This window comes from Celeribacter baekdonensis B30 (assembly GCF_000299875.1).
Taxonomy (GTDB): domain Bacteria; phylum Pseudomonadota; class Alphaproteobacteria; order Rhodobacterales; family Rhodobacteraceae; genus Celeribacter; species Celeribacter baekdonensis_A.
Genome location: NZ_AMRK01000004.1, coordinates 321957 through 338251, shown reverse-complemented (window position 1 = coordinate 338251; position 16295 = coordinate 321957). Strand labels below are relative to the sequence as shown.

Genomic DNA, 16295 nt, shown 5'->3' with positions numbered 1-16295 from the left:
AGTATAGCGCAGGGCGGGCCATCTGTCGTTGATCCAGAGCTACCCAGCGATGCCGTCCAAAATCGCCCGCGCCGCGCGCAGACCGGGGGCATCGCCGCCGCGACCTAGCCGCTCCATCGTCGCCGTGAGCGCATCGGTTTGCGCCTCGGGGTGCAGCAAGATGACGCTGAGCGCCGGGGCGATTTTCTCGGGGGTACAATTCTGCGCCAAAAACTCCGGCACAACCCGCGTTTCGGACACGAGATTGACCAAGGTCACCGTGTCGATCAGCAATTTGCGCTCGACAATCTTTTGGGTCAGCCAATTCATTTTATAGGCGATAACCATCGGCGTATCATTCGCCGCCAATTCCAAGGACACCGTGCCAGAGGCCGCCAGCGCCATATCGGCGGCTTTGAAGGCGGCGCGTTTCCCGGCGCGGTCGGAGGCCTCGATCAGGATCGGCGTCGCCGCCCAGTTCGAGGTCAGCTCGCGCACCAGATCCTCGACGCCCTGCGCCATTGGCAAAACGATCCTGGCGCTGGGGTGGGTTTGGGCGAACAAAGCCAAGGTCGCGCCAAAGGTCTCCGAAAGCCGCGTGACTTCGCCTTTGCGCGAGCCCGGCAGGACCAGGACCAAGGGCGCATCACCGACCTGATGTCGCTCGCGAAAGGCCGTCACCTCGGCCTCTGTGGCGATCTCATCGGTCACAACAGGGTGGCCGACAAAATCACAGCGCAATCCAACGCCGGTGAAATACGGCGGTTCAAACGGGAACAGCGCCAACACTTGATCGACCCGCGCGGCCATTTTCGCCGCCCGTTCGGGCCGCCACGCCCAGACTGTGGGCGCAACGTAATGACAGACGCGAATGTCGGAACGGGCTTTGATGATGTCGGCCACGCGCAGGCAGAAATCCGGGCTATCAATGGTCAAAACCACATCGGGTTGCCAGTCTAAAATGGCCTCGGCGACCTCGCGAATGCGGCGTTTGAGGTGGAAATATTTCGGCAGGATTTCCATGATCCCCATCAGGGAAAGCTCTGACATCGGGAATTGGCTGACCAGCCCCGCCTCCGCCATCATCGCGCCGCCGACACCGCGAAACTCCACATCACAGAGCGTTTTCAGCGCATCCATACAGGACGCGCCAAGCTTGTCGCCCGAGGCCTCGCCGGCAATGACAAAGACTTTCAGGCTCATAACGCTTTCAAGAACATGCCCGCCTCCGCAATCCGCGCTTTGACCGCATCCGCGTCCAAAACAATCACCTGCCCGGCTGGGATCACAACCCCGCCGATGCCCGCATTATGTGCCGCCGTGATCGTGTCCGGGCCGATGGTCGGCATGTCGATGCGCAGGTCCTGACCACGTTTCGGGCCTTTGACAAACACCCCCGGCGCGCGGCGCAGCGGATCGGGGGTTTGCGCGACATAGGCCAACATCGCATCCGTGCCTTGCACCGTCTCGATGCCCAACATCTGCCCCCCGGCGCAGACCGCACCCTGACCGACATCCAAGGGTGACAGCGCGTCCAAAACCGCCTTTGCCCGTGCCGCATCCGCCTCATCCTGCGCGGTCGGTTTACGACCCCAAATCGTGCCTTTTTCCAACACCAGATCCGGGCAAATCTCGGTGGCGGAGCGGATCATGAAGCCTTGGGTTTCAAACACAGAGATCACCTCGCGCAGCAGACCATCATCGCCCTTGCCCAAAGACATGGCAAGTTTGAGCGCATGGCGATCCATCAGCACCGGATTTATTTTGGGCCGCGCCATGGCACCCGCAAACGTGACCGCCACAACATCGCGCGCTTTCAAGTCCTTGAAGAGTTTACCGAGTTTTTCGACCCGCGCCGCAACATGTTCCGCGCCCTCGGGCACCGGAATATCGGAGAAGGTGACATAGACCGGATGGACCAATGCATTCGCCAGTGTCACAGGCAAGCTGCCCGATCCGGCGATGATGGCGGTGCGTTTGACCGGACGCGTCTCTGTGCGCCTTTCCGGGGAGGTCATCGGCACACCCTCATTTTGGCGTCAAAAACCCGCGGTCGCTGTCGCCCATGACAAAGGCCACCATGCGGGCGACATAATCGCTGTCGAAATCTTCGGACAGTCGCTGGGCCCGATCTTTGAACGCGCCTTCGCCCTGTTTGAGCATCTGAAACGCCGCGCGCAACTGGTTGATGTCGTCGCGGGCCACGCCTTTGCGTTTGAGCCCCACAAGGTTGAGCCCATCAAGTTCTGCGCGCGGACCTTGGACCAACGCATGCGGCAGGACATCGGCTGTGACCATAGAGAGCGCGCCGATGATGGCGCCCTGCCCGATCCGCACCCATTGATGAATGCCCGACAGGCCGCCGACGATCACATCGTCTTCGATCACACAATGCCCGGCCACGGCGACCGAATTGACCAAAATCACCCGATCCCCGATCTGGACGTCATGGGCGACATGGGCGCAGGCCATGAACAAGCCATCGTCGCCCACGCGCGTCACCCCGCCGCCCCCTTCGGTGCCAAGATTCATCGTCACATATTCGCGGATGCGGTTGCGTTTGCCGATCACAAGGCGGGTCTCTTCGCCTTTAAATTTCAAATCCTGCGGGATCGCCCCGATCGAGGCGAATTGAAACACCGTGGTCTCGTCGCCGATCTCGGTCATGCCCTCGATCACCACATGGGATTTGATCACCACCCCTGCGCCCAACCGCACCTTAGGCCCGATCGAACAAAACGGGCCAATCTGGCAGCCCGCGCCAATCACGGCCCCCTCTTCAATGACAGAAGAGGGATGGATTTTGGCGCTTGGGTCGATGAGGCTCATGAGATCGCTCCTGATCAGGTGTTGGACGCAGACAGGTCCATCATCGCGGTAAACGAGGCCTCACAGGCCACCTCGCCATCGACTTCGGCGCGGCCATCGAATTTCCACACTTTGCCACCGCCGCGTTTGACCGTGACATGCATCTTAAGCTGATCACCCGGCACCACTTTGCGGCGGAATTTACAGCCGTCGATGTTCATGAAAAACACGTTAAACACCTTATCGGCCAAGTCCATATGCACGCCGACCAACACAGCCGCCGTTTGCGCCATCGCCTCGACAATCATCACGCCGGGCATCACCGGCATGCCCGGAAAATGCCCGGTGAAATGCGGTTCATTGAAAGTGACGTTTTTGATGCCGGTGCAACCGGTGCTGGTGTCGATGTCGATCACCCGATCCACCAACAAAAACGGATAGCGATGCGGCAAAATCCGTTGAATCAAATCAATATCGGCGGTTTTCAGATGGTCCGTCATATCTCTTCCCTCGGCCTTTGATCTTATCTTTATCTGTGTCACGCGACGCCGGGTCCAAGCATACGGGCCAGATCGGTCCCATGTGCCAGTCTGGCATAAAATTCGTCCCGTTTTCTACCAACAGCGCCCCGCGGTGACAAGCGGTGTGGACGCCTCAGGCCTAGTCAGCGGTTTTGGGTTGGGTGTCTTGCGTTTCTGCGTCTTCTGCGGGCGGCTCTTTGGGCGCTGTGGCCGTGGCGGCGTCACGCTGGGCCTGAATCGCATCCAGCCGATCAATGACAACTTTTGTGACATCAATCGAACCGGACATCAGATACACCTGTTGCCGTTCAAACACCACCACCGCCCCAAGATCGCGCGCGACACGGGTCAGGACCGTGTTCATCTCGGTCTCCATCTCTTCCAACGCGCTGTCATAGAGGCGTTGCACCGCTTGCGCCTTTTCGTCCTGTTGCGCGCGCACCTCGGTGACTTTGGCGTCAAACTCGGCAGCGCGGGCGCGAAAGGCCTCTTCGCTCATCATCTTGCGTTGGTCGGAGATTTCCTGCTCTTCGGCTTCCAGATCGGCGTAGATTTGGTCGTTCTCCGCCAAAAGAGCGGCACGTTCCGACTCGATCTGGGCTTCGAGCGCCACGCCCATCTGACTTTGCGCTATGATCCGGGCCCGGTCAAAGGCCAAAATCGGAAAGATCTGCTCGGCCTGAATCTGCTGGGCCTGAGGCTGCTCAGACTGAACCTGTGGTGTTGCACGGCTCGGGGCCTCTTGGGCCAAAGCTGGGGGCGCGCCCGTCACAACGGCCAGCCCTGCCCCCAGCATTGCCAAAGACCACAGCCGCAGACCCGACATCAGAAGCTCGTGGAGATGGTCAGGTCGAAGCTCTGCTCTTTGTCATAGTCTTCCTTATCCAACGCCTTGGTAAAGTTGAACCGCAGCGGCCCCAAAGGTGTGGTCCAGAAGATCGACGCACCAATCACTGAGCGCCAGTTCGGATCATCACTCCCGGCAATAATGGCGGTTGTGTCGTCAAGACCCCAGACGGAGCCATAGTCAAAGAATACGCCACCTGTGAGGCCGTATTCTTCCGGCAAGCCCAACGGGAAATCGGCCTCAAGACGCGCCACAGCGTAATAATTGCCGCCCAAAGCCAGATCATTGGTGGTTGACCGCGGGCCAATGCCGCCCGTTTCAAAGCCACGGATGATCGACGGGCTATTGAAATAGCGGTTGGACACGCGCGTGCCATCGTCGCTTTCAATGATCCCGCCCTCAACGGTGGCGCGCAGGGTCACCTCTTCGTTCAGGACTTTCATTTCGCCGGTCAGTTCCGCCGAGGTGCGGGTGAAATCAACGTCGCCACCGATCACACCGGCATAATCCTGACCAAATTTAAACAGCAAGCCCGCATTCGGATTAAGCCCGGTGCGGCGGGTGTCATAGCTATAGCTGTAGCCCAGCGAATGCGTCACCAGCCCGCCCGCGTCGATGTCGGCTTGGATCTGAGACGGCAGATCGGCGTAATTGCTGTCAACCTCGCGGACTTCGCTCCACTCGCCACGGTAATTCAGCGTCAAAACACCGTTTTGCGAGATCGGGAAGGACAGGCGCGGCGAAAGATACGCCCGGCGCACGTCATGGTCGGCGTAGCCCGGTTGCGAGCTGCTGATCCCGGCCCCAAAGCCAAAACCGACATCACGCCCGAGGAATGCAGGTTCGAAAAAGTTGAACGACAGATTACCATCGTCAAGTTTCGTGGTCAGGTTGAAAGACAGGCTTTGCCCCCGGCCCAGGAAATTTGCCTCGCTGAAAGAGGCCACAAGATTGGCCCCGTCCGAAACCGAGAAGTTGGCCCCAAAGGTGAAAGAGCCGGTCGGTTTTTCGGTGACATTGACATCGACCACGACCTGCTCGCCAGAGGAGCCTTCGCGGGTGTTCACATCGGCGTTGGAGAAAAAGCCAAGGGCGCGGATGCGGTCCGCCGCTTCGCGAATTTCGCGCGGGTTGAACGGGTCGCCTTCGACCACTTTGAACTGATGGCGCACCACGCGGTCCAATGTGGTGGCATTGCCTTCGATGTCGATGCGTTCGACAAAGACGCGCGGGCCACGCACAAGGGCAAATTCGATGTCCAGCGTCTGGGCGCGGTCATTGCGGGTGACTCGCGGCTCGACCCGCAGGAAATCAATCCCCTTCTTCGTCGCCAGCGTTTCCATCCGGGCGATCACATTGTCCACGGCAAGCGGCGAATAGGTCTGGCCACTGCGGATATTGACAACCTTTTGGAACTCTTCCGCGTCGGCCTCATCAAGCCCGGAGACTGTGGAGATCGTGCCAAATTCGTATTTCTGGCCCTCGCGCACGTTGAAGGTCAGGAAATAGGCGTTGCGTTCGCGCGAAAATTCGGCGGCGACGTTCAACACCTGAAAATCGACATAGCCGCGCGAGGTGTAGAAATCCATCAACACCCGTTTGTCGAATTCGATGCGGTCTTCGGCATAGGTGTCTTTGCCGATGATAAAGCGGAAAATCCCCGCCTGTTTGGTTTCCAGCACGCGGCGCAGACGCGAGTCTGAAAATTCACGGTTGCCGACAAAGCTCAGCCGCTCAATCTCAACGCCTTTGCCCTCGGTCACCTCAAACACCACATCCACGCGGTTGTCATTGCGGCGAATGATTTTCGGGGTCACGGTGGCGACAAGCTGACCTTTGACCTCATAGGCCTGTGTCAAAGCGGCGGCGTCTGCTTCGGCGTTGGCGGGCGAATAGACCCGGCGCACTTGCGTCGACAACATCGGCATCAACGCATCGTCAGAGATTTTGCGGTTGCCCTCAATCGAGATGCGCGACACCACCGGGTATTCGCTGACTTTGATCACCAAAGTCGATCCGCTTGGGATAAATTCAACGGTTTCAAACAGTCCAGAGGCCAAAACCTTTTGATAAGCGTCATTCAACTCAGCAGCGGAGACGCTCTGACCCCGAGCGATTCCCGCGTAAGACAGGATGGTATCCGCCGAGACCCGCTGTGCGCCCTCAATCGTGACGTTGGAAAAGCGATAGCTCTGCGCCTGTGCCGCCGTGGGGAACATGGCATAAGACACTGATGTTGCTGCAAAAGCTGCAAAAGAGAGGGCAAAGGCACGCGCGGCAATGCGCTGTTTGCGACGGGTCGACTTTTGAATGATGGACACCATGACAGCTTTCTCGAAATTCCACAAAACGTTGTAGCTGAGTACCGGGATTACGGCCTCTTGTCAAAAGCCTAGCCCGCAGCACAGGCACCTTAACGCTGTGGCATTTACGCGAGGGGGTCATGCGCAAAACAAAAGGACCATCGCGATGCGAAAGCCCCTGCTTTGAAATCATAGAGATGCAGCTTTGTACTCGGGGGACATCCCCCACATGTTCAGCTCCCGTTCAGAGGAAAAACTGGCCAAAAAACGCTCCGGCGACCAGCGCCACGGTGATCGTTGCCGCGTACAAAAGACGATCCCAATTGAGATCGGCCAATTGCGAAAGGCTGCGATAGCTTGCACGAATTGCGGTCATCTCAGTCCCATCCTCTCTGTCACAGGCCCAAATCCTGGGCCTTTTCAGGTATTTCACGCGTCGCATCGGCGCTCTGACAGAGGGATACATTTCGAATATGGCAAGAGTTGGGCCGTTTTCTCAATCACCTTGAAAAAACAGCTCCTCAATCGCGCAGAGACCGTCTGTTTTGATCACACACAGAACAGATCCGCAGACAGCCCAAGCACCATAAAGCTCAGGATCACCACAAGACCCACGGTCATCATCACGCCCACGGCCCGATCCGGCAAAGGTTTGCCGCGCACCGCCTCATAGGCGTAAAATACCAGATGCCCGCCATCGAGCACCGGGATCGGGAACAGGTTCATCAGGCCGATGGCCGTCGACAGGGTCGCAATGGTCAAAAAGAACGAGGACACACTCACGGAAGCCGCCGAGGACACGACCTGTGCGATCCCCACGGGGCCTGACAGGTTACAGGCCGAAATCGCGCCGATCGACATGTTGTAAATCGCCGACAAGGACAACGAAATCACCGCCCACACTTGGCCCACCCCGGCGCTGATCGCCTCGCCAAAGGACACAGGCACCGAGCCGATGGTGAAATAGGTGCCGCCCGCGATGCCAATCATGTAGCGGGTCTCAAATCCGCCTTCGGGCAGCGGCAGATCGCGTTGGCGCGGCGTCATTTTGGCTTCAAAGGTTTGACCATCACGCAGCACGGTCAGGGTTGCTTCGCCGCCTTTGAAATTGCTGAAATAGGCCAAAAGATCGCCAAAGGTCGCAACCTCCACCCCGTCAATCGCGGTGATCATATCGCCGGTTTCCAGCCCCGCGTCTTTGGCGGCGGATTTCATGCTAAACTCGTCGATCCGCGCCGGAAACGGATGCGGCGCTTCGACCGTTTGTTCAACGCCATCGCGCAGCACGGTATAGGGCAAACTCATCTCATGCGGCAGGCTGGCGATAAAATCGCTATAGCCTTCAAGACCTTCGGGCACCGGGGTCCCGGCAATCGCCACGATTTCATCACCCGGTTCGATGCCCACCTCGATCGGCATTTTGGAAATCTCATCAACGATCAACACATCGCCGGATTTGCCCATGGTGAACAGCACAGCGACAAACACCAGCGCCGAAAAGATAAAGTTGAACACCGGCCCCGCCGCGACCGTCAGTGTGCGCGCCCATAGCGGTGCCCCCGGCATGGTGTGGCGGGCCTCATCCGGGCTCAGGCCCTCGACCGCATGGGCGTCGGGAGCGGAGGCGGCATTGGCGTCGCCGGCGAATTTCACATAGCCCCCAAAAGGCAGCGCAGCGAGTTGCCACACCGTGCCGCGTTTGTCCTTGCGCGACCAGATCACTTTGCCAAAGCCCAGCGAGAACACATCCGCCTTGATCCCGGACCAGCGCCCGACGATGTAATGGCCGTATTCATGCACGGTGACGATGATCGACAAGGCAATGATAAACACGATGACCGTATAGGCGGTGTTGCCAAAGCTCATCAGAAGCGTGGTGAAATCCATGGGCTGTCGATCCTCTGATCTCTTTAAATTTCTGTGGCGGTTTCCGCCTTAGAGTGTTTTTTGCACCGAGAACGCGCGGGCTCTCGCCTCTTTATCCGCTTCCAGCACATTATCCAAGCTCAAGGCGTTGACCCGCAGGCTCACACCCGATGACATGTCTTTGAGGACCGTTTCCACGATCCGCGCCATGTCCAAAAATCCAATTTTTTCGGCGATAAAAAGGTCCAAAGCCGCCTCTTTTGCGGCGTTGAACACGGCCCCGGCCAAGCCGCCAATCGCCATCACCTCACGCGCCAATCTGAGCGCCGGGAACCGGACCTCATCGGGCGCTTCGAACTGTAGCGTGCCGATTTTGGCCAGATCCAACCGCGCCACCGGCAAATCGCGCCGCTCTGGCCAATGCAGCGCATAGCCTATGGCGTGGCGCATATCGGGTGCGCCCAGATGCGCCATCAGCGCCCCGTCGCGAAACCCGACCAGCGCATGCACGTAGGAGCCGGGATGCACCAACACCTCGATCTGTTCCGGCGCAAAGCCGAAATATTCCCGCGTTTCAATCAGTTCCAGCGCCTTGTTAAACATCGAGGCGGAATCAATCGTGATCCTCTGCCCCATATCCCAAGACGGATGTGTGCAGGCCTCGGCCAAGCGCGCGGTTTTCAGACGCTCCAGAGACCAGTCGCGAAACGGCCCGCCCGAGGCGGTGATGATCACCCGCTCGACCTCGGATTGATCCTCGCCCACCAGCGCCTGAAACACCGCCGAATGTTCGGAATCCACCGGCAAAATCCGCGCGCCGTGGCTGTGCGCCGAGCGCATCAACAAAGGCCCGGCTGTCACAAGACTTTCTTTGTTCGCCAGCGCCAAGGTCGTGCCGTGGCGCAGCGCATGAAGGCCGGGAGCCAACCCCGCAGCACCGACAATTGCCGACATGGTCCAATCGACCTCGCGCTCCGCCGCTTCAAGCAGCGCATGTGCGCCCGCCGTGGCCTGAATGCCAGTGCCAGACAGCGCCTCGCGCAGCGCCGGAAGACAATCGTCATAGGCGGTCACCGCGACTTCGGCTCCAAGCGCTCGCGCGTCATGCGCCAAAAGATCGACATTGCGCCCGCCGGTCAGCGCGACCACGTCATAGGCCTCGCGGTCACGTCGGATCAGGTCAATCGTGGACTGGCCAATGGAGCCGGTCGCGCCGAAAATGGAAATACGTCGCATGACCTATCCAAACAGCAGGTTGAGCAAAAAAGCCAGTGCGCCGAGCGCCAAAAGCGCGTCAAACCGGTCCAAAACCCCGCCATGGCCGGGGATGATATTGGAGCTGTCCTTGATCCCCATCCGGCGCTTCAACCCGCTCTCCAAAATATCGCCAAGCTGTGAGGCGAAGGCCAGGATCACCGAGGAGGTGATGAAAAACCAATAGCGCACGAAACCTTCGGGCATGAATTGATGCGCATAGGCTGCCAAAATGGCCACACCAATCCAGCCGCCCAAAATACCGGACCACGTTTTTTTCGGACTGATGCGGGGCCAGAATTTTGGCCCGCCCAAGGTTTTGCCAACCAAATAGCCCATACTGTCGGCAACGATCACCAAGCCGATGATGTAAAGCAACAGAGTGCGCCCGCCTTGGGAGGACAGTTGCAACAGACCCAGACAGCCAAAGACCAGTATGACGAAATAGCCGACAAGCGCTGCGACATCGCCGGGGGCAAAGCCACCCTGCCCGCCTTTGTGGCGCGCCATGCGCACCAGTTCCCACGCCCCGATCACTCCCGCCAATATCACCAGTGCACGAAACGCCCCATGCCCGGACAGCACCGCGCCCAAACCGAGCGCGACCATCACAATCGCCGACAAAATCCGCGGTCGTAAATCGCGCCAGTTGCCTTTGGTCAGAAAGCGGGGGCCAGATTTTGATGGGGATTTTGGCTTAGTTGGGCGATCCGTCACGATTTGACCCCGCCAAAGCGGCGATCCCGATGGGCAAACCGCGCCATGCAATCGGCAAAGACCTCTGCGGTGAAATCCGGCCAGAGCGTGTCGATGAACTCATATTCCGAATAGGCCGATTGCCACAAAAGAAAGTTGGAAATGCGCGCCTCGCCCGAGGTGCGGATCACCAGATCGGGGTCGGGCAAGACCCGCGTGTCGAGGTAGCGCGTCAACGTGGTTTCATCGACCGTTTCCGGGTCCAACACGCCGGTTTTGACATCGCGCGCCATCTCTTTGATCGCGCGGGACACCTCGTCGCGACCGCCATAATTGATCGCAATGGTCAGATGCACCTTGCTGTTCTCGCAGGTCACCGATTCAAGCTCGTCCATCAGCGCAATCAGTTTGTTGTCCAACCTTGGCCGATCGCCAATAAAGCGCACCCGCACGCCTTCGGCGACCAAGCCTTTGAGTTCGCTCTGAATATAGCGGCGAAACAGCGACATCAGACCCGAAACCTCGGTTTGGGTGCGTTTCCAGTTCTCGGTCGAGAAGGCAAAGATGGTCAGGTATTTGACCCCCAGATCGGGACAGGCGCGCACGATCTCTTTGACCCGTTTGGCCCCCGCATGATGACCAAAAAGACGCGGTTTGCCGCGCGATTGCGCCCAACGGCCATTGCCATCCATAATCACGGCCACATGGGTGGCGCGTTCTGCATTCGGCTCAGATTGAGCGCCAGAGGCACAGGTCTCTGTGCTCTCGGCTGTGCCTTCCGGCGTCTGGTCTGGCCTTATTTTGGGCATCATGCCTCTCTGTCTGAACTGTGGTCCTCAATACGACCACAGTCTCGTCTCTACACTCAAAGCGCCCCCGAGGGGAGCGCTTCTCATTGAATTCAGCGCATTTTTGAGCGCAGTGGCGGGGTTTTGCCGAAAGATTGATGCCACCGCGCGCGCAAGGACGTCTTGGAAAAAGACGCCATAGAAAAGGCGCCTTAGACCTGCATGATCTCTTCTTGCTTGTGCTCAAGCATTTCGTCGATGCGTTTGATATGAGCGTTGGTGAGATCCTGAACTTCGGATTCCCAAATCTTCTGGTCATCCTCTGACATGCCGTCGCCTTTGGCGCGTTTGATTTGCTCCATGCCATCGCGGCGCACGTTGCGCACAGCGACGCGGGCGTGTTCGGCATACCCGCCCGCCACTTTGGTCAATTCGCGGCGGCGCTCTTCGTTCAACTCGGGGATCGGCAACATGATGATCGTGCCATTCAGTTGTGGGTTGATGCCAAGGCCGCTTTCGCGAATGGCTTTTTCAACCTTGTTGACCAGACCTTTGTCCCAGACGTTGATCGTCACCATCCGGGGTTCGGGCACGTTAACTGTGCCCACTTGGTTGATCGGGGTCATCGAGCCGTAGGCATCCACCATGATCGGTTCCAACATCGAGCCAGAGGCACGGCCTGTGCGCAGGGAGGCAAATTCCGTACGCAGATTGGCCAAAGCGCCATCCATACGTTTGGACAGATCGTCTGTATCGAGCATAAAATCTTCGGACATTGGGTGTTTCCCCTTATTTCTCGCATCTTCCACCCCAAGAGACGGGGCGGGTCGCAGCGCTTATAGCCGGATCACTTGACGGCTGTATAGGTCTCGCCGCACGCAAATGTCATCAGCGGGGCGAAACCTGCGGTTGGCCGCGCCTGATCGACCTGCGTGTCAGTGCACATCAGCTGACGGTGGTGTAAATCCCCTCGCCCGCCAAAATCGAGCGAAAGCCCCCCGGCGCATCCAGCGGGAACACGATCAGCGGCAGGTCATTGTCGCGCGCCAAGGCAATCGCGGAGGCGTCCATGACCTTAAGGTTCTTGCGCAGCACCTCGTCATAGCTGACGTGATCATAGCGTTTCGCATCCGGGTTGGTTTTGGGGTCTTTGTCATAAACGCCATCGACGCCGTTCTTGCCCATGAAAATCGCCTCGCAGCTCATTTCATTGGCCCGCAGCGTCGCCGCCGTGTCGGTGGTGAAATAGGGGTTGCCGGTGCCGGCGGCGAAAATGCAAATCCGGCCTTTCTCAAGGTGGCGCACGGCGCGGCGGCGAATGTAGGGCTCTGCGACTTCGTTCATGGTGATGGCTGAAATCACCCGCGTGTTGATGCCGAGGCCCTCAAGGGCGGCCTGCATCCCAAGCGCGTTCATCACAGTGGCGAGCATGCCCATGTAATCGGCCGTGGTGCGTTCCATCCCCTGCGCCGAGCCTTGTAGCCCGCGAAAGATGTTGCCGCCGCCGATGACCATGCAAATCTCGACACCCAGATCATGCACCGTTTTCACTTCGTTGGCGATCCGTTCGACCGTCGGCGGGTGCAGACCAAAGCCCTGCGTGCCCATCAGCGCCTCGCCTGAAATTTTCAACAGCACACGTTTGTATTTCGTGGCAGGATGACCCTGTTCCGCGTTGCTCATCTGATGTCCCCGGCGTTATGTCTGTGATCATGTCTGAAATCGGTGCCAAAATGAGCCAAAATCGGCAAAGGTTCAATGCAGCATCTGAGATATTTTTCCCGCTCCCCCTCTGGACAAGCCGCGCACAGAATGTCACCCGAAACCTCATGACCCTGCCCTTTGACATATCGCCGGATCAGCCGGTGCTCATCGCCGGTCCGACCGCCGCCGGGAAATCCGCGCTCGCCCTTGAGATTGCGACCACCCAAGGCGGCGTGATCGTCAATGCCGATGCGCTGCAAGTGTTTGACAACTGGCGGGTTTTAACCGCAAGGCCGGGGCCGGAAGACACTGCACTGGCCCCGCATGCGCTCTATGGCCATGTGCCCGGAGACAGCGCCTATTCGGTCGGTCATTGGCTGCGCGATGTCACCCCCTATCTGCACGGTCAGGCGCGGCCCATCATCGTTGGCGGCACAGGGCTTTATTTTTCAGCACTGACTGAAGGCTTGGTCGAAATTCCCGCCACACCGCCGGAGCTGCGCGCCGAGGCCGATCAACGGCGCGCAAATGAGGGAGGACATACCGGGCTTTTGACCGAACTGGACGCCGAAGATCCGCGCACAGCCGCTAAAATAGACCGGCTGAACCCGATGCGGGTACAGCGGGCGTGGGAGGTGTTGCGCGCCACCGGGCGAGGTCTGGCCGATTGGCAGGCCGACACACCACCACCGCTGTTGCCGCTCTCCGCCTGTTGCCCCCTCGTCTTGGACGCGGATCGCGATTGGCTGGCGGAACGGATCGCACGGCGATTCGCATTGATGCTCGATCAGGGGGCTTTGGACGAAGCACGGGCCAATTTGGCCACATGGGACCCCGCCGCCCCGTCATCCAAGGCCATCGGCGCGCCGGAATTGATCGCATATCTGCGCGGCGAGGTGACACTTGCAGCGGCAAAACAGGCCGCAACCATCGCGACCCGGCAATATGCCAAGCGTCAACGCACTTGGTTTAGGGCGCGCATGGGGGCATTCCACAAGATATCGCTACCGTAACCAGCCCTAGGATAACATCCAGACACACATGTCATTGAAATGCCTTCATATTTCCTTTGACAGCGGAGATGTGACGCTTAGTGTGGCAAAAGTTATACAAATCGAACACGTCGGATCACCATGGCCGTTTCTGAGACACGCAAAATCTTCAAAACCCTTCCGCTGGGTGAAATGACCGCCTCCGCGACCTCCACGCGCGAACCAACGGAACCGGTCTCCGTATCCCGTCCACGCAAGGCATCTGTGGCCAGAATCCCCGAAATACCCGCCCCGCCCGCCTACCGGGTTCACCCGTTGGGCCGGGGCAGCGCCTCGTTGTCGGCCAGTGCAAAATGGCGCACCGAAGCCATGCGCAGCCATCGCAGCCCGACGCTGTTGTGGTTCACACGCGGTCAGGGGCGGATTACCGTTTCGGGCGTGACCCGTGGCTTTGGACCGCACAATCTGATCTTTTTGCCCACCCGCACCATGTATGGGTTTGAACCGATCGGACAGGTGATGGGCCATGCCGTGCATCTGCCCGAGGACCCCGCTTTGGCACTGCCGCAAGAGCCGCTGCACATGCGGTTTCGTGAGGTGATCCAACAAAATGAGATCACCGGGATGATCGAGACTCTTCAGCGCGAGATTGATCAATCTCAGCCGGGCCGCGAACGCGCCATGGCGCTTCAGGCCGGAATGATTTCCGTCTGGCTGGAACGGCAAATGAGCATCATGCCCGAATATAACCTCACGCCTGACGCCTCGCGCCGATTGGCGGCTGCCTATACATCCCTGGTTGAAAATGAACTCTATGACGGCCGCACGGTGACACATTTTGCCGCTGAACTGGGTGTCACACCCGGCCATCTGTCGCGGGCGTGCAACATCGCCTGTGGTCGGTCTGCCTCTGCGATTTTAGCCGATCGGGTGCATTTCGAAGCGCGCCGGATGTTGGCCGAAACCGACCTGCCGATCAAAACGATTGCGGAGAAATTAGGGTTTCATTCGGCGGCCTATTTCAGCCGGGCGTTTCACAAACACACCGGGCACACGCCGCGCGATTTTCGTCAAAACAGTTGATCAACACGTCACTGGCGTGGTTTTGGGGATCATTGTCTTGAGGCCACGCCAGTCCCAAAGGTATAAACGCTCCCCCAGAGCATTTATTAAAGAGGCGTCAGGACCCCCAAATCACCCGAACGTAATTCATCGTTTCTTTATAGGGCGGCACGCCGTTGTATTTGGTCACCGCCTCAGGCCCCGCATTATAGGCTGCAAGGGCAAGGCGCCAATTGCCAAATCGGTTGTACATCTGACGCAGGTAACGCGCGCCACCTTCGAGGTTTTGCGCCGGATCGTTGATATTGACTCCCAACCGACGCGCCGTTTCCGGCATCAATTGCGCCAATCCGGTTGCGCCCACCGGGCTTTTGGCGCGCGGGTTCCAGCCACTTTCCTGTTGCACGAGACGCAGGAACAAATCGGTCGGCACCCCATGTTTGCGCGCGGCATTTGTCGCCACGGGCAACCATTCGCCCTTATAGGTTCCCATAAACGGCAGGCCGACAGTGGCGCCGCCAAACCGTTCCGGCTGAAGGGTCACGGAATTGGAATATTGATCCGCCGCACGGCCATCCAAAACGTCCAGTTGCGAACTGAAAATCGCCAAACGGTTTTTGGTCGAAAATATGTCTTCGGCCCCTGCTGCGCCGACAAAACCCGTCGCGCAAAGGACCCCAAAGAGGCCAACCCGAAGAGCCGCACCGCGACCACACCCCGTCACACCCATCACGCTCGTTCCAATTCTTGTGATCACTCGCGCGCAATATAGGCACAAAGCCCCGCCTTTCCAAGCGCCTCGGTGCCGCAGGCGGATTTTGGCCCTTTCCTTGCGCGCCCGGGTTTGGTGTAAGGTGCCTCTAACGTAAGATTCTGTAAAACATCTCTGGGAGTAGATCGCATGGCCGGTTCGGTGAACAAAGTCATCCTCATAGGCAACCTTGGACGCGACCCCGAAGTGCGGACATTCCAAAATGGCGGCAAAGTGTGCAACCTGCGCATCGCTACCTCTGAAACTTGGAAAGACCGTACCACGGGCGAACGCAAAGAGCGCACCGAATGGCATTCCGTTGCAATTTTCCAAGAGGGCCTCGTGCGCATTGCCGAGCAGTATTTGCGCAAGGGCTCGAAAGTCTACATCGAGGGCAAACTCCAGACCCGCAAATGGCAGGACCAGTCCGGTCAAGACAGATACACCACCGAAATCGTGCTTCAGGGCTTTGACGGCGTGTTGACCATGCTCGATGGCCGAGGCGAAGGTGGCGGTCAAGGTGGTGGTGGCCAAGGCGGTGGTTACGGCGGTGGCTCTGGTGGCTACGATCAAGGCGGCGGTTACGATCAAGGCCCCTCTGGCGGCTATGACCAAGGCCCGTCCTCGGGGGGCGGCGGTGGCCGTCCGGCGATGGACGACGACGAAATCCCGTTCTGATCCCGTTTCAAACCCCGCCCTCGTGGCGGGGTTTTTCGTATCACGA

At 58.8% G+C, this 16295-nt stretch carries 17 protein-coding genes; 3 read left to right on the top strand and 14 right to left on the bottom strand.

The features are described 5' to 3' along the window. Positions 1-39: 39 nt before the first annotated feature. The 13 genes from lpxB to pyrH all read right to left on the bottom strand — a co-directional run bounded on the left by lpxB (position 40) and on the right by pyrH (position 12745). Entirely contained in the window at positions 40-1182 is a 1143-nt protein-coding gene (gene lpxB / locus B30_RS09760; protein WP_009571886.1) for a lipid-A-disaccharide synthase, read from the bottom strand. After that, a complete protein-coding gene (locus tag B30_RS09755; RefSeq protein ID WP_009571885.1) occupies positions 1179-1997 on the bottom strand; it encodes an LpxI family protein in 819 nt (272 codons plus the stop codon). Before B30_RS09755 ends, lpxB begins: the two co-directional genes overlap by 4 nt. Before the next feature lie 10 nt (positions 1998-2007). Then, positions 2008-2808, bottom strand: a complete 801-nt coding sequence (gene lpxA / locus B30_RS09750) for an acyl-ACP--UDP-N-acetylglucosamine O-acyltransferase (RefSeq protein ID WP_009571884.1) — start codon at positions 2806-2808, stop codon at positions 2008-2010. Between the two features lie 14 nt (positions 2809-2822). Further along, complete coding sequence (gene fabZ / locus B30_RS09745; RefSeq protein WP_009571883.1) at positions 2823-3287, bottom strand: 3-hydroxyacyl-ACP dehydratase FabZ; 465 nt, start codon at positions 3285-3287, stop codon at positions 2823-2825. 160 nt (positions 3288-3447) lie between these two features. Continuing rightward, the gene (locus B30_RS21365) at positions 3448-4134 is read right to left on the bottom strand and encodes an OmpH family outer membrane protein (RefSeq protein WP_009571882.1); all 687 of its coding nucleotides are present in this window, start codon (positions 4132-4134) and stop codon (positions 3448-3450) included. Continuing rightward, entirely contained in the window at positions 4134-6479 is a 2346-nt protein-coding gene (gene bamA / locus B30_RS09735) for an outer membrane protein assembly factor BamA (protein WP_009571881.1), read from the bottom strand. Before bamA ends, B30_RS21365 begins: the two co-directional genes overlap by 1 nt. Before the next feature lie 223 nt (positions 6480-6702). Continuing rightward, a complete protein-coding gene (locus B30_RS22650; protein ID WP_269771042.1) occupies positions 6703-6834 on the bottom strand; it encodes a hypothetical protein in 132 nt (43 codons plus the stop codon). 173 nt (positions 6835-7007) lie between these two features. Continuing rightward, complete coding sequence (gene rseP, locus B30_RS09730) at positions 7008-8345, bottom strand: RIP metalloprotease RseP (protein ID WP_009571880.1); 1338 nt, start codon at positions 8343-8345, stop codon at positions 7008-7010. 48 nt (positions 8346-8393) lie between these two features. After that, complete coding sequence (dxr, locus tag B30_RS09725; RefSeq protein WP_009571879.1) at positions 8394-9560, bottom strand: 1-deoxy-D-xylulose-5-phosphate reductoisomerase; 1167 nt, start codon at positions 9558-9560, stop codon at positions 8394-8396. A 3-nt stretch (positions 9561-9563) separates the two neighbouring features. Beyond that, positions 9564-10295, bottom strand: a complete 732-nt coding sequence (locus tag B30_RS09720) for a phosphatidate cytidylyltransferase (protein ID WP_009571878.1) — start codon at positions 10293-10295, stop codon at positions 9564-9566. Further along, complete coding sequence (locus B30_RS09715; protein ID WP_100220084.1) at positions 10292-11083, bottom strand: isoprenyl transferase; 792 nt, start codon at positions 11081-11083, stop codon at positions 10292-10294. The genes B30_RS09720 and B30_RS09715 overlap by 4 nt, the downstream gene beginning before the upstream one ends. A gap of 191 nt (positions 11084-11274) precedes the next feature. Then, positions 11275-11838 (bottom strand): ribosome recycling factor, encoded by a 564-nt coding sequence (gene frr / locus B30_RS09710; protein ID WP_009571876.1) that lies wholly within the window; start codon positions 11836-11838, stop codon positions 11275-11277. A gap of 169 nt (positions 11839-12007) precedes the next feature. Then, complete coding sequence (gene pyrH, locus B30_RS09705) at positions 12008-12745, bottom strand: UMP kinase (protein WP_009571875.1); 738 nt, start codon at positions 12743-12745, stop codon at positions 12008-12010. 146 nt (positions 12746-12891) lie between these two features. Between pyrH and miaA the strand changes: the two genes are divergently transcribed. Then, a complete protein-coding gene (gene miaA, locus B30_RS09700) occupies positions 12892-13779 on the top strand; it encodes a tRNA (adenosine(37)-N6)-dimethylallyltransferase MiaA (protein WP_040402219.1) in 888 nt (295 codons plus the stop codon). Positions 13780-13899: 120 nt separating this feature from the next. Then, entirely contained in the window at positions 13900-14841 is a 942-nt protein-coding gene (locus B30_RS09695; protein WP_009571873.1) for an AraC family transcriptional regulator, read from the top strand. Between the two features lie 97 nt (positions 14842-14938). Here B30_RS09695 and B30_RS09690 read toward each other — a convergent pair whose 3' ends face one another. Then, positions 14939-15550 carry a lytic transglycosylase domain-containing protein gene (locus B30_RS09690; RefSeq protein ID WP_009571872.1) on the bottom strand — a complete coding sequence of 204 codons (612 nt, stop codon included), beginning with the start codon at positions 15548-15550 and terminating at the stop codon, positions 14939-14941. A 171-nt stretch (positions 15551-15721) separates the two neighbouring features. Here B30_RS09690 and ssb point away from each other — a divergent pair, with 171 nt between their 5' ends. Beyond that, a complete protein-coding gene (ssb, locus tag B30_RS09685) occupies positions 15722-16249 on the top strand; it encodes a single-stranded DNA-binding protein (RefSeq protein ID WP_009571871.1) in 528 nt (175 codons plus the stop codon). Positions 16250-16295: the final 46 nt, after the last annotated feature.

Bases quoted from the DNA above. Each gene is read 5' to 3' on its own strand.
- lpxB (WP_009571886.1), bottom strand. From the start codon at position 1,182: ATGAGCCTGAAAGTCTTTGTCATTGCCGGCGAGGCCTCGGGCGACAAG.
- B30_RS09755 (WP_009571885.1), bottom strand. From the start codon at position 1,997: ATGACCTCCCCGGAAAGGCGCACAGAGACGCGTCCGGTCAAACGCACC.
- lpxA (WP_009571884.1), bottom strand. From the start codon at position 2,808: ATGAGCCTCATCGACCCAAGCGCCAAAATCCATCCCTCTTCTGTCATT.
- fabZ (WP_009571883.1), bottom strand. From the start codon at position 3,287: ATGACGGACCATCTGAAAACCGCCGATATTGATTTGATTCAACGGATT.
- B30_RS21365 (WP_009571882.1), bottom strand. From the start codon at position 4,134: ATGTCGGGTCTGCGGCTGTGGTCTTTGGCAATGCTGGGGGCAGGGCTG.
- bamA (WP_009571881.1), bottom strand. From the start codon at position 6,479: ATGGTGTCCATCATTCAAAAGTCGACCCGTCGCAAACAGCGCATTGCC.
- B30_RS22650 (WP_269771042.1), bottom strand. From the start codon at position 6,834: ATGACCGCAATTCGTGCAAGCTATCGCAGCCTTTCGCAATTGGCCGAT.
- rseP (WP_009571880.1), bottom strand. From the start codon at position 8,345: ATGGATTTCACCACGCTTCTGATGAGCTTTGGCAACACCGCCTATACG.
- dxr (WP_009571879.1), bottom strand. From the start codon at position 9,560: ATGCGACGTATTTCCATTTTCGGCGCGACCGGCTCCATTGGCCAGTCC.
- B30_RS09715 (WP_100220084.1), bottom strand. From the start codon at position 11,083: ATGCCCAAAATAAGGCCAGACCAGACGCCGGAAGGCACAGCCGAGAGC.
- frr (WP_009571876.1), bottom strand. From the start codon at position 11,838: ATGTCCGAAGATTTTATGCTCGATACAGACGATCTGTCCAAACGTATG.
- pyrH (WP_009571875.1), bottom strand. From the start codon at position 12,745: ATGAGCAACGCGGAACAGGGTCATCCTGCCACGAAATACAAACGTGTG.
- miaA (WP_040402219.1), top strand. From the start codon at position 12,892: ATGACCCTGCCCTTTGACATATCGCCGGATCAGCCGGTGCTCATCGCC.
- B30_RS09695 (WP_009571873.1), top strand. From the start codon at position 13,900: ATGGCCGTTTCTGAGACACGCAAAATCTTCAAAACCCTTCCGCTGGGT.
- B30_RS09690 (WP_009571872.1), bottom strand. From the start codon at position 15,550: ATGGGTGTGACGGGGTGTGGTCGCGGTGCGGCTCTTCGGGTTGGCCTC.
- ssb (WP_009571871.1), top strand. From the start codon at position 15,722: ATGGCCGGTTCGGTGAACAAAGTCATCCTCATAGGCAACCTTGGACGC.